At 65.2% G+C, this 19,359-nt stretch carries 20 protein-coding genes and 2 tRNA genes; 6 read left to right on the top strand and 16 right to left on the bottom strand.

Features of this window, described 5'->3' with window-relative positions; all coding sequences use genetic code 11:
- Positions 1-76: 76 nt before the first annotated feature.
- Complete coding sequence (locus IU449_RS16260) at positions 77-1,714, top strand: long-chain fatty acid--CoA ligase (RefSeq protein WP_195002919.1); 1,638 nt, start codon at positions 77-79, stop codon at positions 1,712-1,714.
- A 99-nt stretch (positions 1,715-1,813) separates the two neighbouring features.
- A tRNA-Arg gene (locus IU449_RS16255) sits at positions 1,814-1,886 on the top strand.
- A 16-nt stretch (positions 1,887-1,902) separates the two neighbouring features.
- Here IU449_RS16255 and IU449_RS29865 read toward each other — a convergent pair.
- From IU449_RS29865 to IU449_RS16210, 9 genes are all read right to left on the bottom strand, one after another.
- Positions 1,903-3,258 (bottom strand): tyrosine-type recombinase/integrase, encoded by a 1,356-nt coding sequence (locus tag IU449_RS29865; RefSeq protein ID WP_416382178.1) that lies wholly within the window; start codon positions 3,256-3,258, stop codon positions 1,903-1,905.
- 78 nt (positions 3,259-3,336) lie between these two features.
- Positions 3,337-5,049 carry a helitron helicase-like domain-containing protein gene (locus IU449_RS16245; RefSeq protein WP_228804762.1) on the bottom strand — a complete coding sequence of 571 codons (1,713 nt, stop codon included), beginning with the start codon at positions 5,047-5,049 and terminating at the stop codon, positions 3,337-3,339.
- Positions 5,046-5,687 (bottom strand): hypothetical protein, encoded by a 642-nt coding sequence (locus IU449_RS16240; protein WP_195002918.1) that lies wholly within the window; start codon positions 5,685-5,687, stop codon positions 5,046-5,048. The genes IU449_RS16245 and IU449_RS16240 overlap by 4 nt, the downstream gene beginning before the upstream one ends.
- On the bottom strand, positions 5,684-5,836 hold the full coding sequence (locus IU449_RS16235; protein ID WP_195002917.1) for a hypothetical protein: 153 nt from the start codon (positions 5,834-5,836) through the stop codon (positions 5,684-5,686). Before IU449_RS16235 ends, IU449_RS16240 begins: the two co-directional genes overlap by 4 nt.
- Positions 5,833-6,012 (bottom strand): hypothetical protein, encoded by a 180-nt coding sequence (locus IU449_RS16230; RefSeq protein WP_195002916.1) that lies wholly within the window; start codon positions 6,010-6,012, stop codon positions 5,833-5,835. The genes IU449_RS16235 and IU449_RS16230 overlap by 4 nt, the downstream gene beginning before the upstream one ends.
- Positions 6,013-6,060: 48 nt before the next feature.
- Positions 6,061-7,377, bottom strand: a complete 1,317-nt coding sequence (locus IU449_RS16225) for an FtsK/SpoIIIE domain-containing protein (RefSeq protein ID WP_195002915.1) — start codon at positions 7,375-7,377, stop codon at positions 6,061-6,063.
- Position 7,378: 1 nt separating this feature from the next.
- Positions 7,379-8,032 (bottom strand): DUF2637 domain-containing protein, encoded by a 654-nt coding sequence (locus tag IU449_RS16220; RefSeq protein WP_195002914.1) that lies wholly within the window; start codon positions 8,030-8,032, stop codon positions 7,379-7,381.
- 29 nt (positions 8,033-8,061) lie between these two features.
- Positions 8,062-8,295: a hypothetical protein gene (locus IU449_RS16215; RefSeq protein WP_195002913.1), complete on the bottom strand. Its 234-nt coding sequence runs from the start codon at positions 8,293-8,295 to the stop codon at positions 8,062-8,064.
- A gap of 2 nt (positions 8,296-8,297) precedes the next feature.
- Positions 8,298-8,735, bottom strand: coding sequence for a hypothetical protein (locus IU449_RS16210; RefSeq protein WP_195002912.1), 438 nt, complete (start codon positions 8,733-8,735; stop codon positions 8,298-8,300).
- Between the two features lie 119 nt (positions 8,736-8,854).
- On the opposite strand from IU449_RS16210, the gene IU449_RS16205 reads away from it, so the two are divergent.
- The 4 genes from IU449_RS16205 (at position 8,855) to IU449_RS16190 (ending at position 12,382) form a co-directional block, all read left to right on the top strand.
- Entirely contained in the window at positions 8,855-9,700 is an 846-nt protein-coding gene (locus tag IU449_RS16205) for a GntR family transcriptional regulator (protein ID WP_195002911.1), read from the top strand.
- The gene (locus IU449_RS16200) at positions 9,697-10,362 is read left to right on the top strand and encodes an HAD family hydrolase (RefSeq protein WP_195002910.1); all 666 of its coding nucleotides are present in this window, start codon (positions 9,697-9,699) and stop codon (positions 10,360-10,362) included. The genes IU449_RS16205 and IU449_RS16200 overlap by 4 nt, the downstream gene beginning before the upstream one ends.
- A gap of 186 nt (positions 10,363-10,548) precedes the next feature.
- The gene (locus IU449_RS16195) at positions 10,549-11,529 is read left to right on the top strand and encodes an HNH endonuclease (protein ID WP_195002909.1); all 981 of its coding nucleotides are present in this window, start codon (positions 10,549-10,551) and stop codon (positions 11,527-11,529) included.
- A 790-nt stretch (positions 11,530-12,319) separates the two neighbouring features.
- A tRNA-Ser gene (locus IU449_RS16190) sits at positions 12,320-12,382 on the top strand.
- Positions 12,383-12,591: 209 nt separating this feature from the next.
- On the opposite strand, the gene IU449_RS29085 is transcribed toward IU449_RS16190, so the two are convergent.
- The 7 genes from IU449_RS29085 to IU449_RS16155 form a co-directional block, all read right to left on the bottom strand.
- Positions 12,592-12,762 (bottom strand): hypothetical protein, encoded by a 171-nt coding sequence (locus IU449_RS29085; protein WP_228804760.1) that lies wholly within the window; start codon positions 12,760-12,762, stop codon positions 12,592-12,594.
- Between the two features lie 443 nt (positions 12,763-13,205).
- Positions 13,206-14,105, bottom strand: a complete 900-nt coding sequence (locus IU449_RS16180) for a fumarylacetoacetate hydrolase family protein (protein WP_195002907.1) — start codon at positions 14,103-14,105, stop codon at positions 13,206-13,208.
- A 106-nt stretch (positions 14,106-14,211) separates the two neighbouring features.
- A complete protein-coding gene (locus IU449_RS16175) occupies positions 14,212-15,612 on the bottom strand; it encodes a hypothetical protein (RefSeq protein WP_195002906.1) in 1,401 nt (466 codons plus the stop codon).
- 59 nt (positions 15,613-15,671) lie between these two features.
- Positions 15,672-16,184, bottom strand: coding sequence for a hypothetical protein (locus IU449_RS16170; RefSeq protein WP_195002905.1), 513 nt, complete (start codon positions 16,182-16,184; stop codon positions 15,672-15,674).
- Between the two features lie 38 nt (positions 16,185-16,222).
- Entirely contained in the window at positions 16,223-16,699 is a 477-nt protein-coding gene (locus IU449_RS29490; protein ID WP_195002904.1) for a hypothetical protein, read from the bottom strand.
- A 125-nt stretch (positions 16,700-16,824) separates the two neighbouring features.
- Positions 16,825-17,640, bottom strand: a complete 816-nt coding sequence (locus IU449_RS16160; protein ID WP_228804758.1) for a DNA-binding protein — start codon at positions 17,638-17,640, stop codon at positions 16,825-16,827.
- A 391-nt stretch (positions 17,641-18,031) separates the two neighbouring features.
- Positions 18,032-19,270: a helix-turn-helix domain-containing protein gene (locus IU449_RS16155; protein ID WP_195002903.1), complete on the bottom strand. Its 1,239-nt coding sequence runs from the start codon at positions 19,268-19,270 to the stop codon at positions 18,032-18,034.
- Between the last annotated feature and the right edge of the window lie 89 nt (positions 19,271-19,359).

Below are 19,359 nucleotides of genomic sequence, written 5' to 3'. Positions count from 1 at the left end.
TAACATCCCGGTGTGACGTGGCTCATTGCTCCCCAAGCGAGCAGCCCGCCACCGATGAGTTAGGAGTTCCCGCGAAATGTTGAGCACCATGCAGGACGAGCCGCTGTCGCTGGCGACATTGCTCCGATACGCCTCGACCTTCCAGGGCGACAGCACCGTGTCGACCTGGACCGGCACCGGCGTGCGCACCATCACCTACCGCGAACTCGGCGCCGAAGCGGCCCGGCTGGCGAACGCGCTGACCGGGTTCGGCATCGGTCGCGGCGATCGCGTCGGCACATTCATGTGGAACAACAACGAACACATGGTCGCCTACATCGGCGTACCCGCGATGGGGGCCGTGCTGCACGCGCTCAACATCCGCCTGTTCCCCGAGCAGCTGGTCTACGTCGCCAATCACGCCGAGGATCAGGTCGTCATCGTCGACGGCTCGCTGCTGCCGCTGTTCGCCCAGCTGCTGCCCCAGCTGAAGACCGTGCGCCACGTCATCGTCGCCAACGGCGACGCCGCGGACCTCACCGCCCCCGAGGGCGTCCAGGTGCACTCCTACACCGAGCTGCTCGCCGCGCAGTCCGACGACTTCGACTTCCCCGTGATCGACGAACGCGAAGCCGCCGCCATGTGCTACACCTCCGGCACCACCGGCGACCCGAAGGGCGTCGTCTACTCCCACCGCTCCAACTGGCTGCACGCCGTCCAGGTGCTCACCCCGATGGGCATGGGCCTCAGCGGCACCGACACCGTGCTGTCCATCGTTCCGCTCTTCCACGCCAACGCCTGGGGCATGCCCTACGCCGCGCTCATGTCCGGCGCGAACATGCTCATGCCCGACCGTTTCCTGCAGCCCGGCCCGCTGCTCGAGATGATGGCCGACCAGAAGCCCACCTTCGCCGCCGCCGTGCCCACCATCTGGGGCGGCGTACTCGCCGGCCTGGCCGCCCACCCCCAGGACATCTCCCACCTGCGCACCGCCGTGGTCGGCGGCTCGGCCGTCCCACCGTCGATGATGCGCGCCTTCCAGGAGAAGCACGGCGTGCGCGTCCTGCACGCCTGGGGCATGACCGAGACCTCCCCGCTCGGCTCGGTCGCCAACCCGCCCGCCGGCGTCACCGGCGAAGAGGAATGGGAATACCGCTTCACCCAGGGTCGCTTCCCCGCCGCCGTCCAGGCCCGCCTGGTCGGCGACGACGGCAAGGTCGTCCCCAACGACGGGAAGTCCCTGGGCGAGCTCGAAGTGCGCGGCCCCTGGATCACCGGCTCCTACTACTCCCCCGACGGCGCCGAGGTCGATCCGGACAAGTTCGACGACGGCTGGCTGCGCACCGGCGACGTCGGCAAGATCACCCCCAACGGCTACCTCACCCTCGTCGACCGCTCCAAGGACGTCATCAAGTCCGGCGGCGAATGGATCTCCTCGGTCGACCTGGAGAACGCCGTCATGGGCCACCCCGCCGTCGCCGAAGCCTCCGTCATCGGCGTCCCCGACGAGAAGTGGGACGAACGCCCCCTGGTCGCCATCGTCCTGGCCGACGGCGCCACCGCCACCGCCGCCGAACTGCGCGACTTCCTCGCCGACAAGTTCGCCAAGTGGCAGCTGCCCGAGCGCTGGACCTTCATCGACGAGGTCCCCAAGACCAGCGTCGGCAAGTTCGACAAGAAGCGGCTGCGCACTCGGTACGCGGACGGCGAGCTGGACGTCGTCACCCTCGACTGAGCAGGTGCGAGCCCGGCGGTTCTGCTGACCGCCGGGCTCGGCCCGGGACAATTCGGCTCCCGGCCACCGGACCCGGTAGACTCACCGACGTCCATATCGGCCTTCGTAGCTCAGGGGATAGAGCACCGCTCTCCTAAAGCGGGTGTCGCAGGTTCGAATCCTGCCGAGGGCACTTATATTTTTGCAGGTCAGGCCGATTTCTTGTCGCGATCTTCCGCCCCCGAAGCCCGTTTCGTACGCAGATCGTACGCAGCGGCGAAACCCATACGTGCCGAGTCAAGCCTGGTCGCTACGTCGTCCAAATCGTCATCGAAGAGATCGCTGTAGAAGTCCAGGGTGGTACTCGGCTTGTCGTGCCCGAGCATCCGCTGAAGCGCCAGCACCGAGGCACCTTCGGACACCGCCAACGACGCGGCGGTGTGCCGGAGTTCGTGAGGTGTGAGCCCTTCCAAGCCCGCAGCTTTCGCGGCCCCGTCGAACCAGTCCCGACGCATGTTGCGCACCCGCAGCACTGTCCCTTGCGACGAGGTGAAGACCTCAGCATCCTCGCGACGGCCCGCAAGACGCTGTTTCAGCGGATCAGCCAGGAATGCCGGAAAGGCGACGCTTCGCCGCTGGTGATCCTTTGGAGCCTTGATCACCAGCTTTCCGTCCACCTCGGTAATCGTCCGTTCGACCTGGATACGGCGACGCCCCAGGGACACCGCCGACACCTGCATACCGGCCAACTCAGCGAAGCGGAGACCGCAATATGCCAGCACCATCACCGTCAGCCAGTTGCCACCCGCGTGCTCGGCCAGCCGTTCGACCTCCACGCCGGACAAATAGCGCCGCTTGGCGAGCCGCTGTTTCGGACGGTCCACCGCACGGCACGGGTTGACCGCGATCTTGCGCGTCTTCACCGCATGGTCACAGATCTGCGAGAGCACACCGAGGTTCTTCCGCACAGTCCCACCTGCCGCCCCGTTCGCGACCTGACCAGTCACCCACGCCTGAATCTCGTCGTGCATCTCCACCAGATCAGCGAGGCGAACACTCCCCCATTTCGGAAGGATGTGCCGATTCACGATCGACTTGTAGCGGGAACGAGTTCCTTCCTCCCACGACGGATGACCGGCCAGCCACGCCTTCGCCACCACCTCGACAGTGACCCGCCCGGCCGAAGGTGGGGCATGTACCCCGGTGACGACGGCCGCCGTCTGACCATCCAACCAGGCTTGCGCGTCGACCTTGCGCGCGAACACCTTCGAATGCTCGCTACCGTTGCCGTCGACATACCTTGCGCGCCAACGCTTCCCCTTCCCGTCCAGCTTCGACGGGACCCGCTGCTTTGTGCCGTCCGGTAGACGTTCCTCCTTCGTCCAGAGGTCTTCGACACCAGAACGGCGGTTGCGTCGGGTAGCCACTATGCGGCCGAGTTCGTGCCGGTGGCCTGTTCCTGTTCGGCGATCCACGCCAGCACCACCGACTTGCGCCACACACGCCGCCGAGGACCAAGCTTGAAGCTCGCCGGACCCTTCCCGACGTGCGCCCACCACCGCCACGTTGCCTCCGGAATCCCCGTCAGCGCCTCGCAATCCTTCGCCCGCAAGTACTCCTCATGCCCCATCTGTCCGCCCCTCTCACGCTGCTGCTTGAACTGCTGAACGATTCGGTGGTTCCGGCGGCCCGCCACTTCCCGCAGCAAGGCGAGCATTGGTGTACTCGGCGCGTTGTCGCAGCCGTTCGGACACCGCGGCGATGATCAAGTGCTCACGCGGCGGGGCTTCCTTGTCCCCGGGCCGCACGAGGGTGATGCGCAGATCGGCGCGGGTGTCGGGGCGGATGATGCCGACCGCCGCGAGGGTTTGCCGAACGAACTCGGCCCGTTCGGCTTTGTGGTCGGCGACGGTCTTGCCGGTCCACAGGTTCGAGTTCAACACCCGCTGACCGGGCAAGCCGAGGGTGTCGCGGCGGTGCGCTTTGCCCTTGCATCGGCCGGGGATCATCTTGTCCTTGGCACCCTTGGGGACGATCCCGTAGCGCAGCCACACCCCGCAGGTCGGTGAGCATGGGGTCCGCTTGAGTTCTTCGTGAAGGCGGTCGTAGTGGACGGCGACGCGGGTGCTGTCGGGTTCGAGGAGTTCGGCGATCGACTTGGTGAGGTACTTGGTCAGGTACTTGACCTTGCGGTCTTCCTCGTCCGAGCCGCCGAGGATCTGAATCGGTTTGGACTGGGCACCGAACCGGATCGTGTGCGACGGCTCGAGGTCGTCCACGGCGTCCATCGCCGCCAACATGTCGTCCCAGGCGGCCAGCGGAGTCCGGGTGTCGGGATCCACGAATGTGTTGGCGCGGTAGTCCCAGACCGGCATGTGATCACCGCTGTAGAGCTCGCGGTCGTGCTGGGGCCACCAGATATTGCGGTAGGTCGCATTGGTGACGGCGGTGAAGATCGCGTTGGGGATGGTGCCGCGGATCGCGATGTGCAGGTGCGGGGCGCCGCGCTTCTGGGGTTCGACGGTGGCGAAGTACTGCACGTTCCAGCCCACGGCGCGGCGCAGGTTCTGCACCCACCGGTCGAACAGCTTGGCGAAGTGCACGATGTCGCGGGCGGCCTGGGTGTAGTCGTAGGTGTCGGGGTCACGAGGGGAGCCGTCGGTGACCAGCTTGCCGTCCGGGCCTGTCACCTGGTTGATGTGCCCGTAGGAGGGCAGGGTGAGGGTGACGAAGGTGGAGGGCCGGTACTTGCCCGCGTACTCGCGTCCGACCGTGGTTTTGGCGACCTTCTTGCGCGGCAGGTCGGGCACGTCGTCACGGCGACGAGTCGACTTCGCCTTTCGACGCGGTTTGCCGTCCAGCGGTGGGAACGGGCCACGGACGCCGAGTTCCTTCAACTCCTGGTCGAGTTCGCCGACGAGTTCGGCGATGGCGTCGGCGGCTTCGTCGTCACCGAGGCGGCGGGCTTCGTGGTACTCGGTGAACATGCGGGCACGCGCGTCCAGCACGTCCTTTTGGGCGTCGGTGACTGTGGGCTTGTCGCGTTGCGGTTCGTCGGCCAGGCACCAGCCTTCGCGGCATTGGGTCATGCGCAGCCAGCGAGCGGCTTTCGCGCACGGCGGGCAGACGGCTTCCATGGTGGATTTGCAGGGGACACCGATGTAGGAGACTTTGCCGGTGGTCGGGTCGATGGCGCGCATGGGCAGGACGCGGGAGCAGACGCCTTCTTTCTCGGCGGCGGATTCGGCGATCTCGCGCAGGTTCGGGAGTGCACGGTGAGCCGCCGCGGTCACCCGAGCATTCGGGGACTGCGACGGATCGCCGTTCACCGCCAGTACGGCAGTGCTGTTGCTCATGCTGCTCCCTTCATCCAGTCGGCCCCGTCGATGACCTGGGGAAGGTTCACCGGTTCGGCGAGGGCATCGTGGTAACGGAAGTTCAGTTCGACCAGGCCGGGGCCGAGGACACGGACTCGGCACTCCTCGGCGCCGAAGGCGTGCGCGAGCTGGTCGGCGCGGTCGCTGTAGTCGTCGGGGCGGTGGCCGGGCACCATCCGCACACGAACCAAGTCATCGGCCTCACCGATCGACACCTCGAGCAGTCGAGGCACCCGCACCCGGTCGCCGTCGAGGACGACCAGCTGGCAGGCGGTGAGCAGGCGCACCCAGCGACGCCGGTAGCGGAACAAGGCGAGGAACCGGGCACGGGCACGGGCGGTGATCCAGCGCTCGAAGGTCTGCGGGCTCCGCACTCGCCACAGCACTATCCCCGCGACAGCCCCACCGGCCACCCCGGCCCCGGCCAACGGATGCACCAGCACCCCGGCGACCACGGCCAGGGCGATCGGGAGCGAGACCATCGGGAACAGCACCGCCCACCAGACCGTCACCGCAACGGCGACGAGGATTCCGCCAACGAGGTTGAGCAGGGCCAGGCCGAGCACGTCGAGCGGGTCACGCCCGGTCGTGGTGGTGGTCGTGGTTGTGGTGCTCATCGCTCGGTGTCTTCCTGCTCGAAAAGGGTCATCTGGTTCGGGGACAGGGCGTACAGGTCGACCCGCTTCCTGCGGCGCTTCCCCTGATCGGCCGGTACCTGCTGCTCCGTTGTCTTCTCCTGCGCGGCAACAGGTTCGCGGGCAGTCACGCCGCCCACCCGCCGTCGCCGTCGTCGTAGCCGTCGCTGACCGGCCAGGCCATCACCGTGCCGGTCTCGGCCAGGACGTGGACCGCGACCGCGATCGGGTCCAGGCCACGAGCTTCGAGCTGGCAGCGGCGACGGGCTGCCAGGTCGATCACGTTGGAGTCGTAGCGGTTGCTCATCAGAGAAAGCCCTTCCGGGAGTAGACGAGATGCGATGCCGGGCTCAGGTCAGGCCGCGGCGGGCGAGGTGCCGGTGTCGCCGTCGCCGAGGTCGTCGGGGTCGAAATCCGAGTAGTCCTCGACCGGGCCGGTGATCTGCGGGGCCGGGGAATAGGCGTCCACGATCGCGTCGGCGGCATCGTCGGACACCCAGAACGCGCGCACCCGCACGAACTCGGTCGTGCCGTCCTCACCCACGAACCCGACACCCGGAGTGTGTTCACTGATCCGGTCACAGCGGGCACCCCGATCACGGGCGCCCTGGCCGTGAACCATCGCGACCTGGTTCGGCTCATCCAGGCGCAGGCCGATCCGGATCGGGAACAGTTGCCGGTTCGGCATGGTCTCCTTGGACGGATCCTGCAACGCCGCGACCACCGACACCCCCGCCGCACGACCCTGCGACAACAGCAGACCCGTCAGGCGCCGGAACTCGGCTTGCTGGTCCCGATCGGCGTAGGCCGACAGCGACGCCGCCTCATCGATAATGATCAGCAGCAACGGGTGTGCCGGGGTCGGGATGTGCTTGCGGATGCCGTTGGCGCGCATGAACGCCAGCCGTTCCCGCATGACCTCGACGGCCTCACGCAGCAGCGCCAGGATGGTGTCCGTATCGGTGGCGAACCGGACGAACAACCGGTCTTCCCCGCGCCCGAACTCGACACCGCCTTTCGGGTCGGCCATCCACACATCCACCAGGCCATCCCGGATCGCCGGACCGAGCCCGCCCAGGATCGACCACAGGACCGAGCCCTTCCCGGAACCGGTGGCCCCGGCGAGCAGGACGTGCCCGTAGAGGACCCGCAGCCGCCACAGGTCATGAGACTCGGTGACCCCGACCGGCACCGCCTCCAAATCGACCCGATGCCCGCCACCGAACGGCGACGGCGCCGGGACAGCGAGAGTGTCGACGGTCCGCACGTGCAGGCGCACCCAGGACGGTACGGGCGAGGAGGCGGTGACCTCGGGAACAGAGAAGTAGGTGGCGAACTGGGCAAGGGTTTCGTCGTTGGACCAGTCGGTGAAGGACTGGCCACCCAACATGAGGATGTCGACGTAGAGGCCGTGCTCGGTGTAGTCGTAGCTGTCCACGTGCGGGAACCCACCGTCGAGGGAGCCCAAGCCGAGCGCAGAGAACATCAGGTTCGTCTGTCCGGGATCGGCCAGGACGTAGACCGCGGTGCGCAATCCGGCCGGGGCGGCATCGGCGATATCGTCGGCTGTGACCGGGCGGGAAGGGGTCTCGCTGGCCCAGCGCATCCAGGCCATACCACCGGAGGCCAGGACGGCAGAACCGGCGGTGAACAGGGTTGTCAAGGTGGACATTTCAGCCTCCTACAGGCAGAGCGATCGGCAGCATGTCCTGCACCGGCCGCGAAGAACGGACAGGGTTGACCGGCACCACCGGCCGCGGAGCAGCCACCGGCATCGGCGCGGTCACCGGCTCCGGAGCAGGGACAGGCACCGGTTCGGGATCAGGTACGGGCACCGGTTCCGGCGATGCCACCTCGGGCACGGGATCGGCCGATTCGGCCGGCACTTCCGGGCGCGACTCCACCGACGGAACAGGCTCGGGCACATCGACCTTCGCCGGTGTGCGGTGAGCGACCCGGAACAGCACCGCCAAGCCGTGCGTATCAGCGAGCAGCGATATCGGGGCGATCGCCGCCACGATGGCCGACGCCCACGCCGGGAGCGGTTGACCGTTGGCGACCGCGTGCAGGCTGTTGCCCGCCACCGAGACCGCCGAGCCGATCACCAGCACGCCGAGGAAGAAACGGCGTTCCCGGCCCGGGCACACCAGCACCCCGAACGTGGCGAGCAAGATCGTGCCGTCCACGATCAACGGGAACAACCACGCGTCCTGGGCCGGGATATGGGCCAGGATCGCGAGGTCCTTGAGGGTGGAGTAGGACAGCCGGAACGCTGCCGCACCCACGCCGACGATGATGGCTGCGGCGGACCAACGCGCGTAACGCATTCCCGCCGCCTGGCCCGCCGCCCCCATGATCAGGCCGCCTTATCCGAGGCCACGGCCGCGTCGTGTTCGGCCAGCACACCCGGCAACTGGGCCAGCAGCGAACGAGCATCCTCGATACTCAGCCTCAGGTGAGCGGTCAGATCCGCCCCGGTCAGCGAGACATGCACCGCGCCGCTGAACGTGTGGCCACCGTGCTCGAAGCCGGGCAAATACTTAGCCGAAATCCCGTCGTGCCCGGTGACCGTGGTGGTGATGAACGACATGATCAGGCCGCCTTGCCCGCGGTGGGGTTGGTCTTGGCGCCGGAGTTGTCGCCCTTGATCCCGGTCGCCCGCACCGTCCAGCCGATCGACTTGAACTCACCCGACCCGGCGACCTTCGGCTTGACCATCAACCCCTCCAACTCGATCGGGGTCATGCCCGGCACGATCTCGGCGACCGCGGGGACCGGCTGCACGTCGGCCACGAACGTCACGTCGAAGGCGGCGTTCTTCGCGTTCGAGGCGCACGGATCGGTGACGGTGCCCTTCCACAGCCGCTTGCCGGTGCCGTTGCCCTCGAAGTCGAAGTCCTGCTTCTGGATCTTCGGCGCGTTGCGGTCCCGGTTGAACTCGGTCACCGGCTCGATCTCGCCCAGCAGGAACAGACCCTTCGGGAACGCCTCGTGGAAATCCGGGCGGAACCACACATCCTTCAGTGCCATCGCTTCTCATCTCCTCGATGTCTTCCTAGTCTCCCTAGGTAGATCGAAGGTAGCGCGATCTCCCTAGGTAGGTCAAGAGCCTTCCGGGGATACCTAGGCAGATCGGCTATTCTTGCTGCGTGGCAGCCATCGACCGCGACGATCACCGACCGCCCTCGCAGCAGATTGCGGACTATTTACGGGCGCAGATCTTGACGAGGAAGCTCGTCCCCGGCGAGAAGCTGCCCTCGGGCCCTCAGCTCAAGGAGCAGTTCAAGGTAGCGAAGAACACCGTCGAGCAGGCCATGCGCATTCTTCGTGACGAAGGACTCGTAGTGTCCCGCAAGGGATCTGGCGTCTATGTGCGCGAACGCACCGAGCGGCCCGTAGGACTCCGTCCACACATCGAGCGCGCTTTCGAGGCCGAACACGTCACGATCGATTTCGCCGGCTTCTCGGGCGAAACCCTCCACGGTGCGATTGCCGAACCGATCGACCGCATCCGGGAAGGCCAGTTGCGCCCTGACACGCTGACTGTGCGCCTGTTGGTTCCGGATGCTTCGATCCCGTGGCACCTGCCCGCGCGGACCGACGACCTAACCGATAGCCCCGCGTTCCGTCAGCGAGCGAACCGCATCATGGAGCGTCACAGTCTGGCGATCGTCGACGCCGTGCACGAACTCGGATCGCTCGGCCTCGTGTCCCACGCCACCGCACAGGTCCGGTCGTTCCCCTCGGTACCGCTGTTCAAGCTCTACATCCTCAACGGTGAGCAGGCGTTCTTCGGCTACTACCCGGTGCGCGAGCACAAACTCCAACTGGACGGGGACGCGGTAGCCATCTGGGATCTCATGGGCAAGGACGCCACACTGTTCGAGACGACCCGCGACGTCGATCCCGACTCCACCGACAGCCAGTTCGTCAGACAGTCCCAGATGTGGTTCGACAGCATCTGGGACTCCGTCGCCCGGGATTACCAGCCGTGAAGCCCGCGTCGGAGCTCATCACTTCCGACACCTGCCTCCTGCTCGACTTCGACGGCCCAGTGTGCTCGGTCTTCTCTGGCCTGACCAACCGCGAGGCTGCCCAGCGCCTCATTGCCGATCTCGATGCCGTGCCGACCAACGTGGCCGAAACCATCGATCCCTTCGACGTCCTCCACTTCGCTGCAACACGGGACGCAGCCACTGGTGCTCGGATCGAGGAACTGTTTACCGAGATTGAGATTGAGGCGGTGCGGGTGGCACGCCCTACATCGGGGGCGCATGAACTGATCCACCACGCCGCCGCGGCGGGTCACATCGTAGCCATCGTGAGCAACAACTCCATGGCCGCGATCAACGACTATCTCGTCCTCCACCAGCTGCGACACCGCATCCGCGGCATCTTCGCGAGGACCACTTCCGACCTGTCCCAGCTCAAGCCGAGCCCGTACCTGCTCGACATTGCAACCACCACACTGGAGGTGTCGGCCGAACGATGCGTCTTCATCGGCGACTCCACGACCGATATCCACGCCGCGCGAGCGGCCGGTGTACCGGTGATTGCCTACGCAAACAAACCCGACAAGCTCACACGCTTCTTGCCTCTTGCTCCGAACGCTCTCGTGAACAGCATGTTTGAGCTAGAGGGTACGATCAAGGACTAGTTCACCAGCTCCCAGATTGGGTGCACTGCCATGCACTGGCGACTACTGCTTGCATTGCGGGTACTGCCCAAGCCGTGCCGCTGGAAACCCGCATCATGCTGCCGCGCGCCGATGTCAGAGGGACTCCGTATCCTATTCGATCAAGCCGGATCGAGCGGCTAAGGGTGATATGCGGAGGAGTCGACCATGCAGGCATGGGCGTTCAAATCAGTTGGTGACGATCGTGATTGGCAGAGCAACGATGGTTACCCCGACGTCCACGGGTCGCAGTACGCTTACAACAACAAGGTTGGCAACTCGCAGCGAGTGACCGTCGGAGACGTCGTCGTCGTACACGACCGCCGTGCGGTGCATGGCATTTCCCGGATCGAAGAGATCAAGATCGAACCTGATGTCAAGGTCAGGATCCGACGATGCCCGAGCTGCCGAAAGACCGGCGCAGGGTTCCGTAAGAGCATGAGCCCGATGTACCTCTGCGGGAGATGCCGTCACGAGTTCGATGATCCGTTCGTCGAGTACGAGTCCCGGACTGTCTATACCGCATGCTACGAGACCGAGTGGCGACCCATTGACGGCAATGTGACAGCAGCAGCACTCCAAACCGTGCTGTTGGTCGACGACAAGCAGAGCGCGATCCGAGCCGTTGACCCCGACAAACTCGCCGACCTTCTTGGTGAAGCCGTAGATAACCCGAAGCCGCTGGAGGTCGTGCAACGCCGCCGCGCCGAGGAAATTCCTCCTACTAACGCGGTACCTTCGAAGCCGATCGCCGGCGGCCGAGAGAAGCGCATGGTTACCGTCCGCAAGAACCAGGGGCCGTTTCGACGTGCAGTGATGCGCCGCGACGGACTTGTCTGCGCTATCACCGGCCCAGCACCTTCGAGCGCCCTCCAGGCCGCGCATCTTCGTGCGTACGCCGTGCATGAGACCCACAATCCCGAAGAAGGGTTGATGCTGCGTACCGACATCCACGCGCTCTTCGACGCAGGCCTCCTCGCCGTCGATCCCACCACGATGTGCGTTGAGGCATCACCCGAACTCCGTCACTACCCGGACTACTGGAACCTTCGTGGAACTGAGGTCAAGTCCGGCCCTTGGAAGGCGGCACTAGCCGACCATTTCGCCGCAGCTTCCGAGGCGTGGCCGCCCAGTCCGGAGGCAGAGTGACCCCCGCCCAGCTGACAGGACAGGTCCCGACTTGCGATGCGCTGACAAGCCCATTGCGTACCAACGCTTCTCGCCTCGAAGAGTAGTTGCCGAAACCCGCCATATGAAGTCAAGGGCGCCTGCGGCGGCGCATACGCGCCGCCGCCGCGCTACGACGCGCAACGCGGCTGATGGGGCGTCGCTCGCGGCGCGTCGGCACGTCGGCGGCACGTTTGCGCCGTGGCAGAACGGTCCGTGATCCACTCTGACCGCCTTCTCCATCAACTGAGCAGGGCAGGGCACGACGCCAGCCCTACCGGACTTGCCTCCCGCAGCCGAGCACGAATCGGCCGGCACTCTGCCCGGTCCACTGGCTGTGGTCCCGCTCGATCCGGTCCAGCCAACCACGAATCTCACCCCGAGCACCCGATGAACTACTGCGCGACCTCTGGCCGCGTGGCCCTGCTCTGGGTTGGCCTGCATTGTGATCCCGCGCCCCTCACACCTCAAGAGCGCCTATCGGCGTCACTACGTGATCAGCTGCGCTGACTCTTGACCTGTGAGCCTCTGCGCGTGACGGGCAGGCCCTATGGGGCAGGCGGGTAGCCAGCCCCCGACGAGTGCAGCCCAACCCAGCACAGGGCCAACCGTGGTCCAGACATGCAGAAGTCGCGGAGCATCACACTCCGCGACTTTCGTACGCAGATCGTACGCAGCGCCCGCAGCGACGACCAATCTTTACCAACGAACCCAACGACGAAAACCCAGGTCACGCCACTTCAACCAACGATGCCAACAGCATCAATACCCGGCAAAGCGGACATTATCCGCTCTCCTAAAGCGGGTGTCGCAGGTTCGAATCCTGCCGAGGGCACACACGTAAACCCAGCTCAGGCTGGTTTCCTATCCGCGTCTGCTGTCGCCGAGCCCGGCTCGGTACGCAGGGAGTACGAAGTAACGAAGTTCCCCCGACGCGGCACAGCGGTGGGATGGAGGGTGGGGAGTCCTTCCAGGGAAGCCTTGCCAACAGAAATCGGGGCGTTTCAAACTTGCGGGCCCTGACTACTGTCAGCTCGTCGCTACTCAACGTTCGAAAGGCGGCGCAATGCCCCGAATGGCATCGAAAATTATTGTGGCGGTCGGCGTGACGTTGTCGGTGGGCTTCTCGCCCGCGATGGCCTCAGCCGCACCGGTGACGGCGGATCCCGTCGTGACCCCCCAGCCTTCCACCGGTTCCGACGCGATCGACCTCACCCGGCTCCTGCTGAGGTGCCTGACGACCGGTTCCACGGTCGCCCCTGGTGATCCGATGGGTTTCCCGGCGATCTGCGTGTAGCGGACTGCTGGACATCTCGGGTGTTCCGGCCCCGCGACGTCATCGCGGTGCGGGGCCGATGCAGTGAGCCGGTCACCCCCGGATGCCCGCACCGACTGGTCTACACGACTCATCTACGGAGTGTGCGGACATTCCGTGCCTCCGATCTGCCTCCCCGACCTGTTCGAGATCGTGGAGCGCATCGGCGAACGGGCGGTGCTGATCGACTCGGTCGAATCGGCTCGCGGCGCGGCGCACTCGACACCTTGGGCCGAGTCGGCGAGCGCCGGGTGCAGGGCCGAATTCGACGCTACGCGGGTCGTTTACGCGTGCATATGCCTACCACCGGTGACACATGTCGGCAGAGGGCGGCGGATACGTATCAGCTGGTGATGCGGTGTTCGACCTCGCCGATATCATCGAGGGTCAAGGTGAGGACATCTCCCGGCTCGAGCCAGTTACCGGTTTCCATACCGCTGCCGCCGGGCAGAGTGCCGGTTCCGAACAACTCTCCAGGAAAGAGATGTTCACTATGGGAAGCGTGAGCGAGGACTTCACCGAGGCTCCATCGCATCCCGGCGCTCGATACCGAGTTGACGGTGTTTCCGTTGATTCTGACCGACCCGGTGAGGCTATCGATGCGCGGCAAGATTTCGTCCGCGGTCACGGCTGTCGCCGACATCGAACTGGCGAAATGCTTGGACTTCTGTGGCCCGAATCCGCTAACCATCTCGGCGCGTTGGATGTCACGCGCGCTGAAGTCGTTGAGCAGGACGAATGCGCCGATCGCGGCAGCAGCCTGCTGCGGCGTCGCACAGTACAGGGGCTCGGCGAGAACGAATCCGATCTCGAGTTCGTAATCCAGTGCCGACGAGTAGTCCGGAGCGCAGATCGGGGTACCCGACGGGACGAATGTCAGATGATTTCCCATGTAGTAGATCGGCTGCTGATAGAACAACGGCTTCGGCTTGAACAGCGGAAAGCTCCGACCAGTCAGCCGCTCCACCGCAGCGGCCAACCTGTACTGCGTCGGATGGAAGCGGCGCACCAGACCGCGGCTGGCATCGATATTGTGCTGTTCGAACAACATGAAATCGCGAAATGATGCCGGGTTGAACGGCAGCAACAGCTCCGACTCCCGCAGGTGCCCGTCAGCGACGCCGAGCTCCCACTGATCACTGAACACCTTCCCGCCCAGCGGTTCTGGATGCGCAGACCACCGCCCATCACGCAAACACTGGGTCTGCAGACCATCCTCGGTCCGCACACGACGCAACTTCATCGGGGTCCCTTCATGCAGAACAGCAGCGTACTGGGTGCACCCGGCAGATGACGAGACCTCCGTCAGCGGGCGGCAGGACGGTCGAATGCGCAGCGTCCCCGACTCCCTACCAGCCGCGATCCTGTCCGCGGTCGATACCTCGTTCCCGGTCGCGCTCGGCCTCCCGATGCCGTCCCCGACTCACCGGCGGACGATGGAGCGAAGCCTGTCGCGCCGCCTCCGTCGCCGGTTCGACAGTGCTGATATCCACAACCTCTCGCATCAAGACCTGATCGACCGACAAGCCCCGGTCGACATCGCGCACCATCCGGGCCAGGCGCCGCTCCGGTGCATCGTGTTCGACTCCGACGGCCGGACTTCCCGACCGCTGGTAGCTGTGAACCTTGCCCGAAGAGTCGTATCCGGCTTCGTGACCGTCATGGACGGCACGAAACCGTTGCAGGTCCAAACCCGCGACCTTCTCCGGCATGATCAACAACCGCTCGGCCTGCCGACGAGCCTGATCGACCGCGATCTCCCGCTCCAACCCTTCCCTGCCCTGGTAACGCGCCTCAACCGACCGCAGATGCTCGACGCTCAGTCGCTGCACTCGCGCGTTGTGCTGTTCGGCGATCTCGCGCCACTGCCCCCGCTCGACCTCGCGTCCGATCTCCCCGAGACCGCGAACCACATCCTCGCGGCGGCGCTCCCGTTCCTCCTCCTGCAACTGCTCCATCGTGCGCATCTGCTTGTCGCTCAGCTGCAAACCCAGCGAGCGCAGCAGGCCACGGGCGTTCCTGCGCTCGGCCTCCCTGATGTTGTCCAGCCTCGTGCTCAACCGCTCATGCTGCTTCTGCAAGGTTGCGGCGTCCAGGGACTTGCCGGTCTCGGCGCGCTCGGCGATCTCGCGCAGTTGCTCTCGCACTTGCTCACGATGGCGCTCACGTTGTTCTGCCAACGACTTGCCGGTCTCGAGTACCTTAGTGAACGCTCTCTGCCGCCCAGGGTCTTTGCGTTCCCGAATCTGCTCCCGCGCCGTCTGACCGACACCCGGCAACTCGAGCTGCTGACCCCGTTCCAGTTGCCGCCCCAGCGCCCAGACCTCGCGAGCATCCGCACGCGAAACGATCTGGTGGGTGAACTTGTCCGGAAAATCCCGCTGTAGGTTGTCGATTAGTGTCTGCGCCTCCGGCGAGATGCGTTCACCGGCAACCGAACGCAGTAGCAGGTGTTCGACCTTGCCGTCCCGGATCAACTCGTAGTCGCGACGCAGTTGCTCTTCGTCCTTACGTCCACCGATCTTGCCTGATTTGTCTTCGATGGCTCGGACGGGACCGTTCTCGACGTTTCCCCGCTGTTTGTCGTAGCGACGACTTTTGTCGCGGGTGGTTAGTTCATGTTTCCGTGACGGCTTGAGATATCCATTTTCGCGATCACGGTAGTGACGGTCGGTGCCATTCTCCCAGATCCGGCCACGCGCATTGTTGTCGAACGACTCGCGATCTCTATCGTATCCGTCACGAGACATGACTAACCCACCCCCGCCATGCTGGTTGTCTCAGTTACAAATAATTGCGCTATCGGGTATTACCTGATCGAGCCAGCGATCCTGTCGTGCTCTTCCCGCATCTCGTCGGCTAGTAGGGAAAATCCGTCCCCATACTTGGAATGGTTCGCAACACCCTCCATGAGCGCCCATGCCGTGACTTCTTCGTCCTCGTCATCGTCGACGAGCCACCGAAGTGCGGGGTTCACGCTGTCGTAGAAGGAATGCTCCCTGCCACGCCATTCGAAGTCGAACCACTGGGCCCGTGCGAACTTGATATAGCATTCGCCGACAAAACAGATGAACTCGTCCGCAGCGTCCGAATTCTCTGGTCTCATGGCTGTCTCCATATTTGGAAATAGCTGTGTGACAAGGGCATCGAGCCTCTTCACCTCCGGCGAACCGGCGGCCCAGGGGGTGTTCGGGATGCGGGTGACCCCGGCGCGATCCATGAACTTCCGTGCCTGGGCTGTCCGGCGCTCAGGATCGACCCAGTCACCCCAGGCGGTCCGTTGCACTTCGAAGTCCAAGCCCAACTGCTCATCGGTTCCCATGCTCTTCCCTTCTGTCAGTTGCCGCTCATCGACGAGGGCTACTCGCGCGCCGCGCCGTCGGGCCAGACCACCGTGACCGGCACCCCACGCTCGCGGGCCAGCTCGACTACCGACGCAGTGCCCCCGGCCTGCCCGGTGTCGCCGTCCCACACCGCCACCAACTGGTCGACACTGCCCAGTACAGCCTCGTTCGCCGCCTCATACGCCTCCCGACCGGCAGCGTCGAAGTCCATCACCCGCACCACCGTCGCACTCCGCACGAGTTCATCGAACACCTCGGCGTGATCGGGCTTCACCTTCGCGGTCCGGTAGTTCCGCGAAGGCAACACCACCTCCAACTGTCCACCGATGTCGAGGACCGCACGCGCGAACACACTGTCAGCGCCACGCGCGATGCACGACACCCCGACCACCCCGCTCGGGTCGCGTCCGAGCAGGCCACGCAGCACCTCGTACACCAAGGCTGCTGTCGCCTCGGTGATGTTCACATGCCCGGTGACACCGATCCGCACCATGCCGCAGTACTCCTACACACTCGTGGTAACCAGTGGCCGCATCCGCTCCCGCAGCTCGACCACCGCCGGGACCATCGCGTAGGCCCCCGTGCGGTTGTACACGGTGGCGATCTTCTTCGCGACGGTCAGAGGCGGCGGTCTGCGACGCGGAGCGAACGACTCGCTGCCGTCGGTCCGCTGGAGACCTCGTCCATGAGCATCCGCAGCGTCAGCGAGTGCTTCTCCGGTGGCAGCGCATCGAGCGCCGCCCGGGCGTATGCGACGCCACCTTCCCGATCCCCGGTACGGACGAGCATCAGCCCTCGGTGCATCTCCAGGTGTGTCGCGAATCGGGGCATGGTGGCAGGCAGCAGCCGACGGGCCTCGTCCTGCGCCGCCACTGCGGTGGCCTCGTCGCCGAGGCGAGCCGCCAGCAGGGATCGGAAGACTCCGAGTCGCCAGTACGGCACCGCATAGTCGGACGCTTCGTCGTCGCCGGAACCGGCATGGTCGAACACCCGGCGCCCCTCGGTGTCGAGTGCACGCGCCGTATCGAGGTCGCCGGTGAGCGCTGCCGCGTGGGCCTTGCCGTAGATGGCGTTCAGACGGCCCAAGGAAGGTCTGTCGTCCAAGGCCAGCGCCTGATCGGCGAACATGTTCGCGATGGGTAGGGAGGCGCCCTCGTATCCCAACGCGATAGCGGCTCGCCCTCGTACCCATATGCGGGTGCTGATGTCGCCGGAGCGGTCGGCGGACTCGGCGGCCATCCGGTACCACGACACCGCCTTGGAACCATCCGACCCGGGGAAAGTCTTCGCGAACAAGGTCATCAGTCGCGAGGCGTGAGCCCACATGCGCGGGGTGTCGCACTGCTGCTGGATCACGGCGAGGTCGATCGCGAGCCGCTTCTGGATCTCGGCCGCGCCGAGAGTCATGTAGTCCGCTCCGTACGCCGTGAGCATCGAATCCCAGGTTTCGACAGTCGGGCCGGCACCGTTCAGCCGCGCCGAGAAGCCCTCGCGAGCAGGTCCGAGGCCACGCCGGGAGCGACAGTCGTGGCGGCGAACGTGGACAGGAATAGACGACGGTTCACTCCGGACTCCAGGACGGCTAGCGGGACATCGAGAACGGCGGCGAGATGCCGCATCCAGAACGCGGAGGGCTCGGTTTTGCACGACTCCCATCGACGGGAGATGTACTCGCGGCCGATCGGGACCCCTGAGTGCTCCGCGAGCGCATCGGCAAGGCGGCTCTGAGACCAACCGCGCGCCTGTCGCAGATCACGAATGAGCTTGCCCATGTGCATGAACATGCCCACCGCCGCGACGCACGGGCTGCCCCCTCTCGACTCGTTCACACCGCATGCACGTAGGCGCGCAGTGTCGCGCGTTCTTCGGCTGCTTCCTTCGAATCCGGGAAGTGCTGGGCAAGAATATTGCCCAGTTGGTTCAGCCGCTTCCGGACCCAGGAAAAATGGTGCTCGATCGGTTGCTCGAGAACCGGTGAGACAGCCGCCAGACTGGCGTCCAGATGGCCGACGCGAGCGTTGGCCGTGGCGAGGTAGATCCTCGTCAGCATTTCGTCGCCCGGCGAGCGCTGCACCTGCCAGGCGTGGAGAGCCTCCTCGGATGCCTTGATCGAGCGGTTCAGCGTCTTCGCATCGTCGGCCCACATCAGCGAGAACCCATGGTAGTACATCTGTTTCGCAGGAGTGAAGGTGAACAGTCCCGGAATTTCGTCGCTGTCGGCGCCATGATCGCGCACCCGGTCGGCCTGTTCGAGCAGTGCCAGTGCCCGGCCGCTGTCGCCGAGGTTGGCCACTGATGCGGCCAGACTGCACAACAGCCGCGGTTCCGAAGTACCGGTCGAGCCGTTCACATAATTCAGCCCGTCTTCGGCAGCTGCGGCCGCCAGCTCGAAATCCTTTGTGAACCTGTGCGCGAGGGCTTGCGTGCCACGCGACCAGGCGCGTAGCTGGTCATGGTCGGCACGGTCTCCGAGTTGGAATGCAGCTTGCGCGTGGATCTTGGCGTGATCGGCCTGGCCGAGGTCGAGGGTCAGATACGACAGGATTCCGCATACACGTCCCAGCGCCACATAGAGATCACGAATCGTGTTCGGGTTGTAGGCACCGGATCGCAGTCTGCGGGTCAGCTCAGCACGCAACGCGAGGGCGCGCTCCAACGTGCGGTCGTAGGACTCGAGCCGCGCTTTCGTCGCGATATCAACGATCCGCTGTCCGATCTCATCGAGAGAGGCACCATCCGGAACCAGCAAGAGTTCTTCCGACTCGCGGCGTGCAGTCTCGAGGAGACGCATCGTATCGGCTGCCTGCGCACGTTCGGCCTGGTCGGCATCCCAAGCCGCGACCAGTTCCCCACCCGCGTCCAACACCAGATCCACCTCTTCGACCCAACCACGATTCGCCGGCCATCGGCGGCCTGCCTCGATGCTGGTGATGAAAGAGCGATCGCAGAACAACGTGGCCGCCAACTCGCGTTGGCTCAGTCGCCGCGCGAGGCGGAATCGGCGAAGGGTCTGCCCTACTCGGTTCGAGTTCATATTCGGCAATCGTGCAGCTTGCGAGGTCATCTCTCATCATCCCCAGTGGTGACAGATCACGGATGCGCGGTTTGTCACCACCGTAGCCCCACGAATACCTCCTGGCGCGTGGTGATCTG

Origin of the sequence: Nocardia higoensis, assembly GCF_015477835.1 — a bacterium.
Classification (GTDB): Bacteria; Actinomycetota; Actinomycetes; order Mycobacteriales; family Mycobacteriaceae; genus Nocardia; species Nocardia higoensis_A.
The sequence above is the reverse complement of the archived record's forward strand: the minus strand, read 5'-3'. Positions and strand labels throughout refer to the sequence as shown.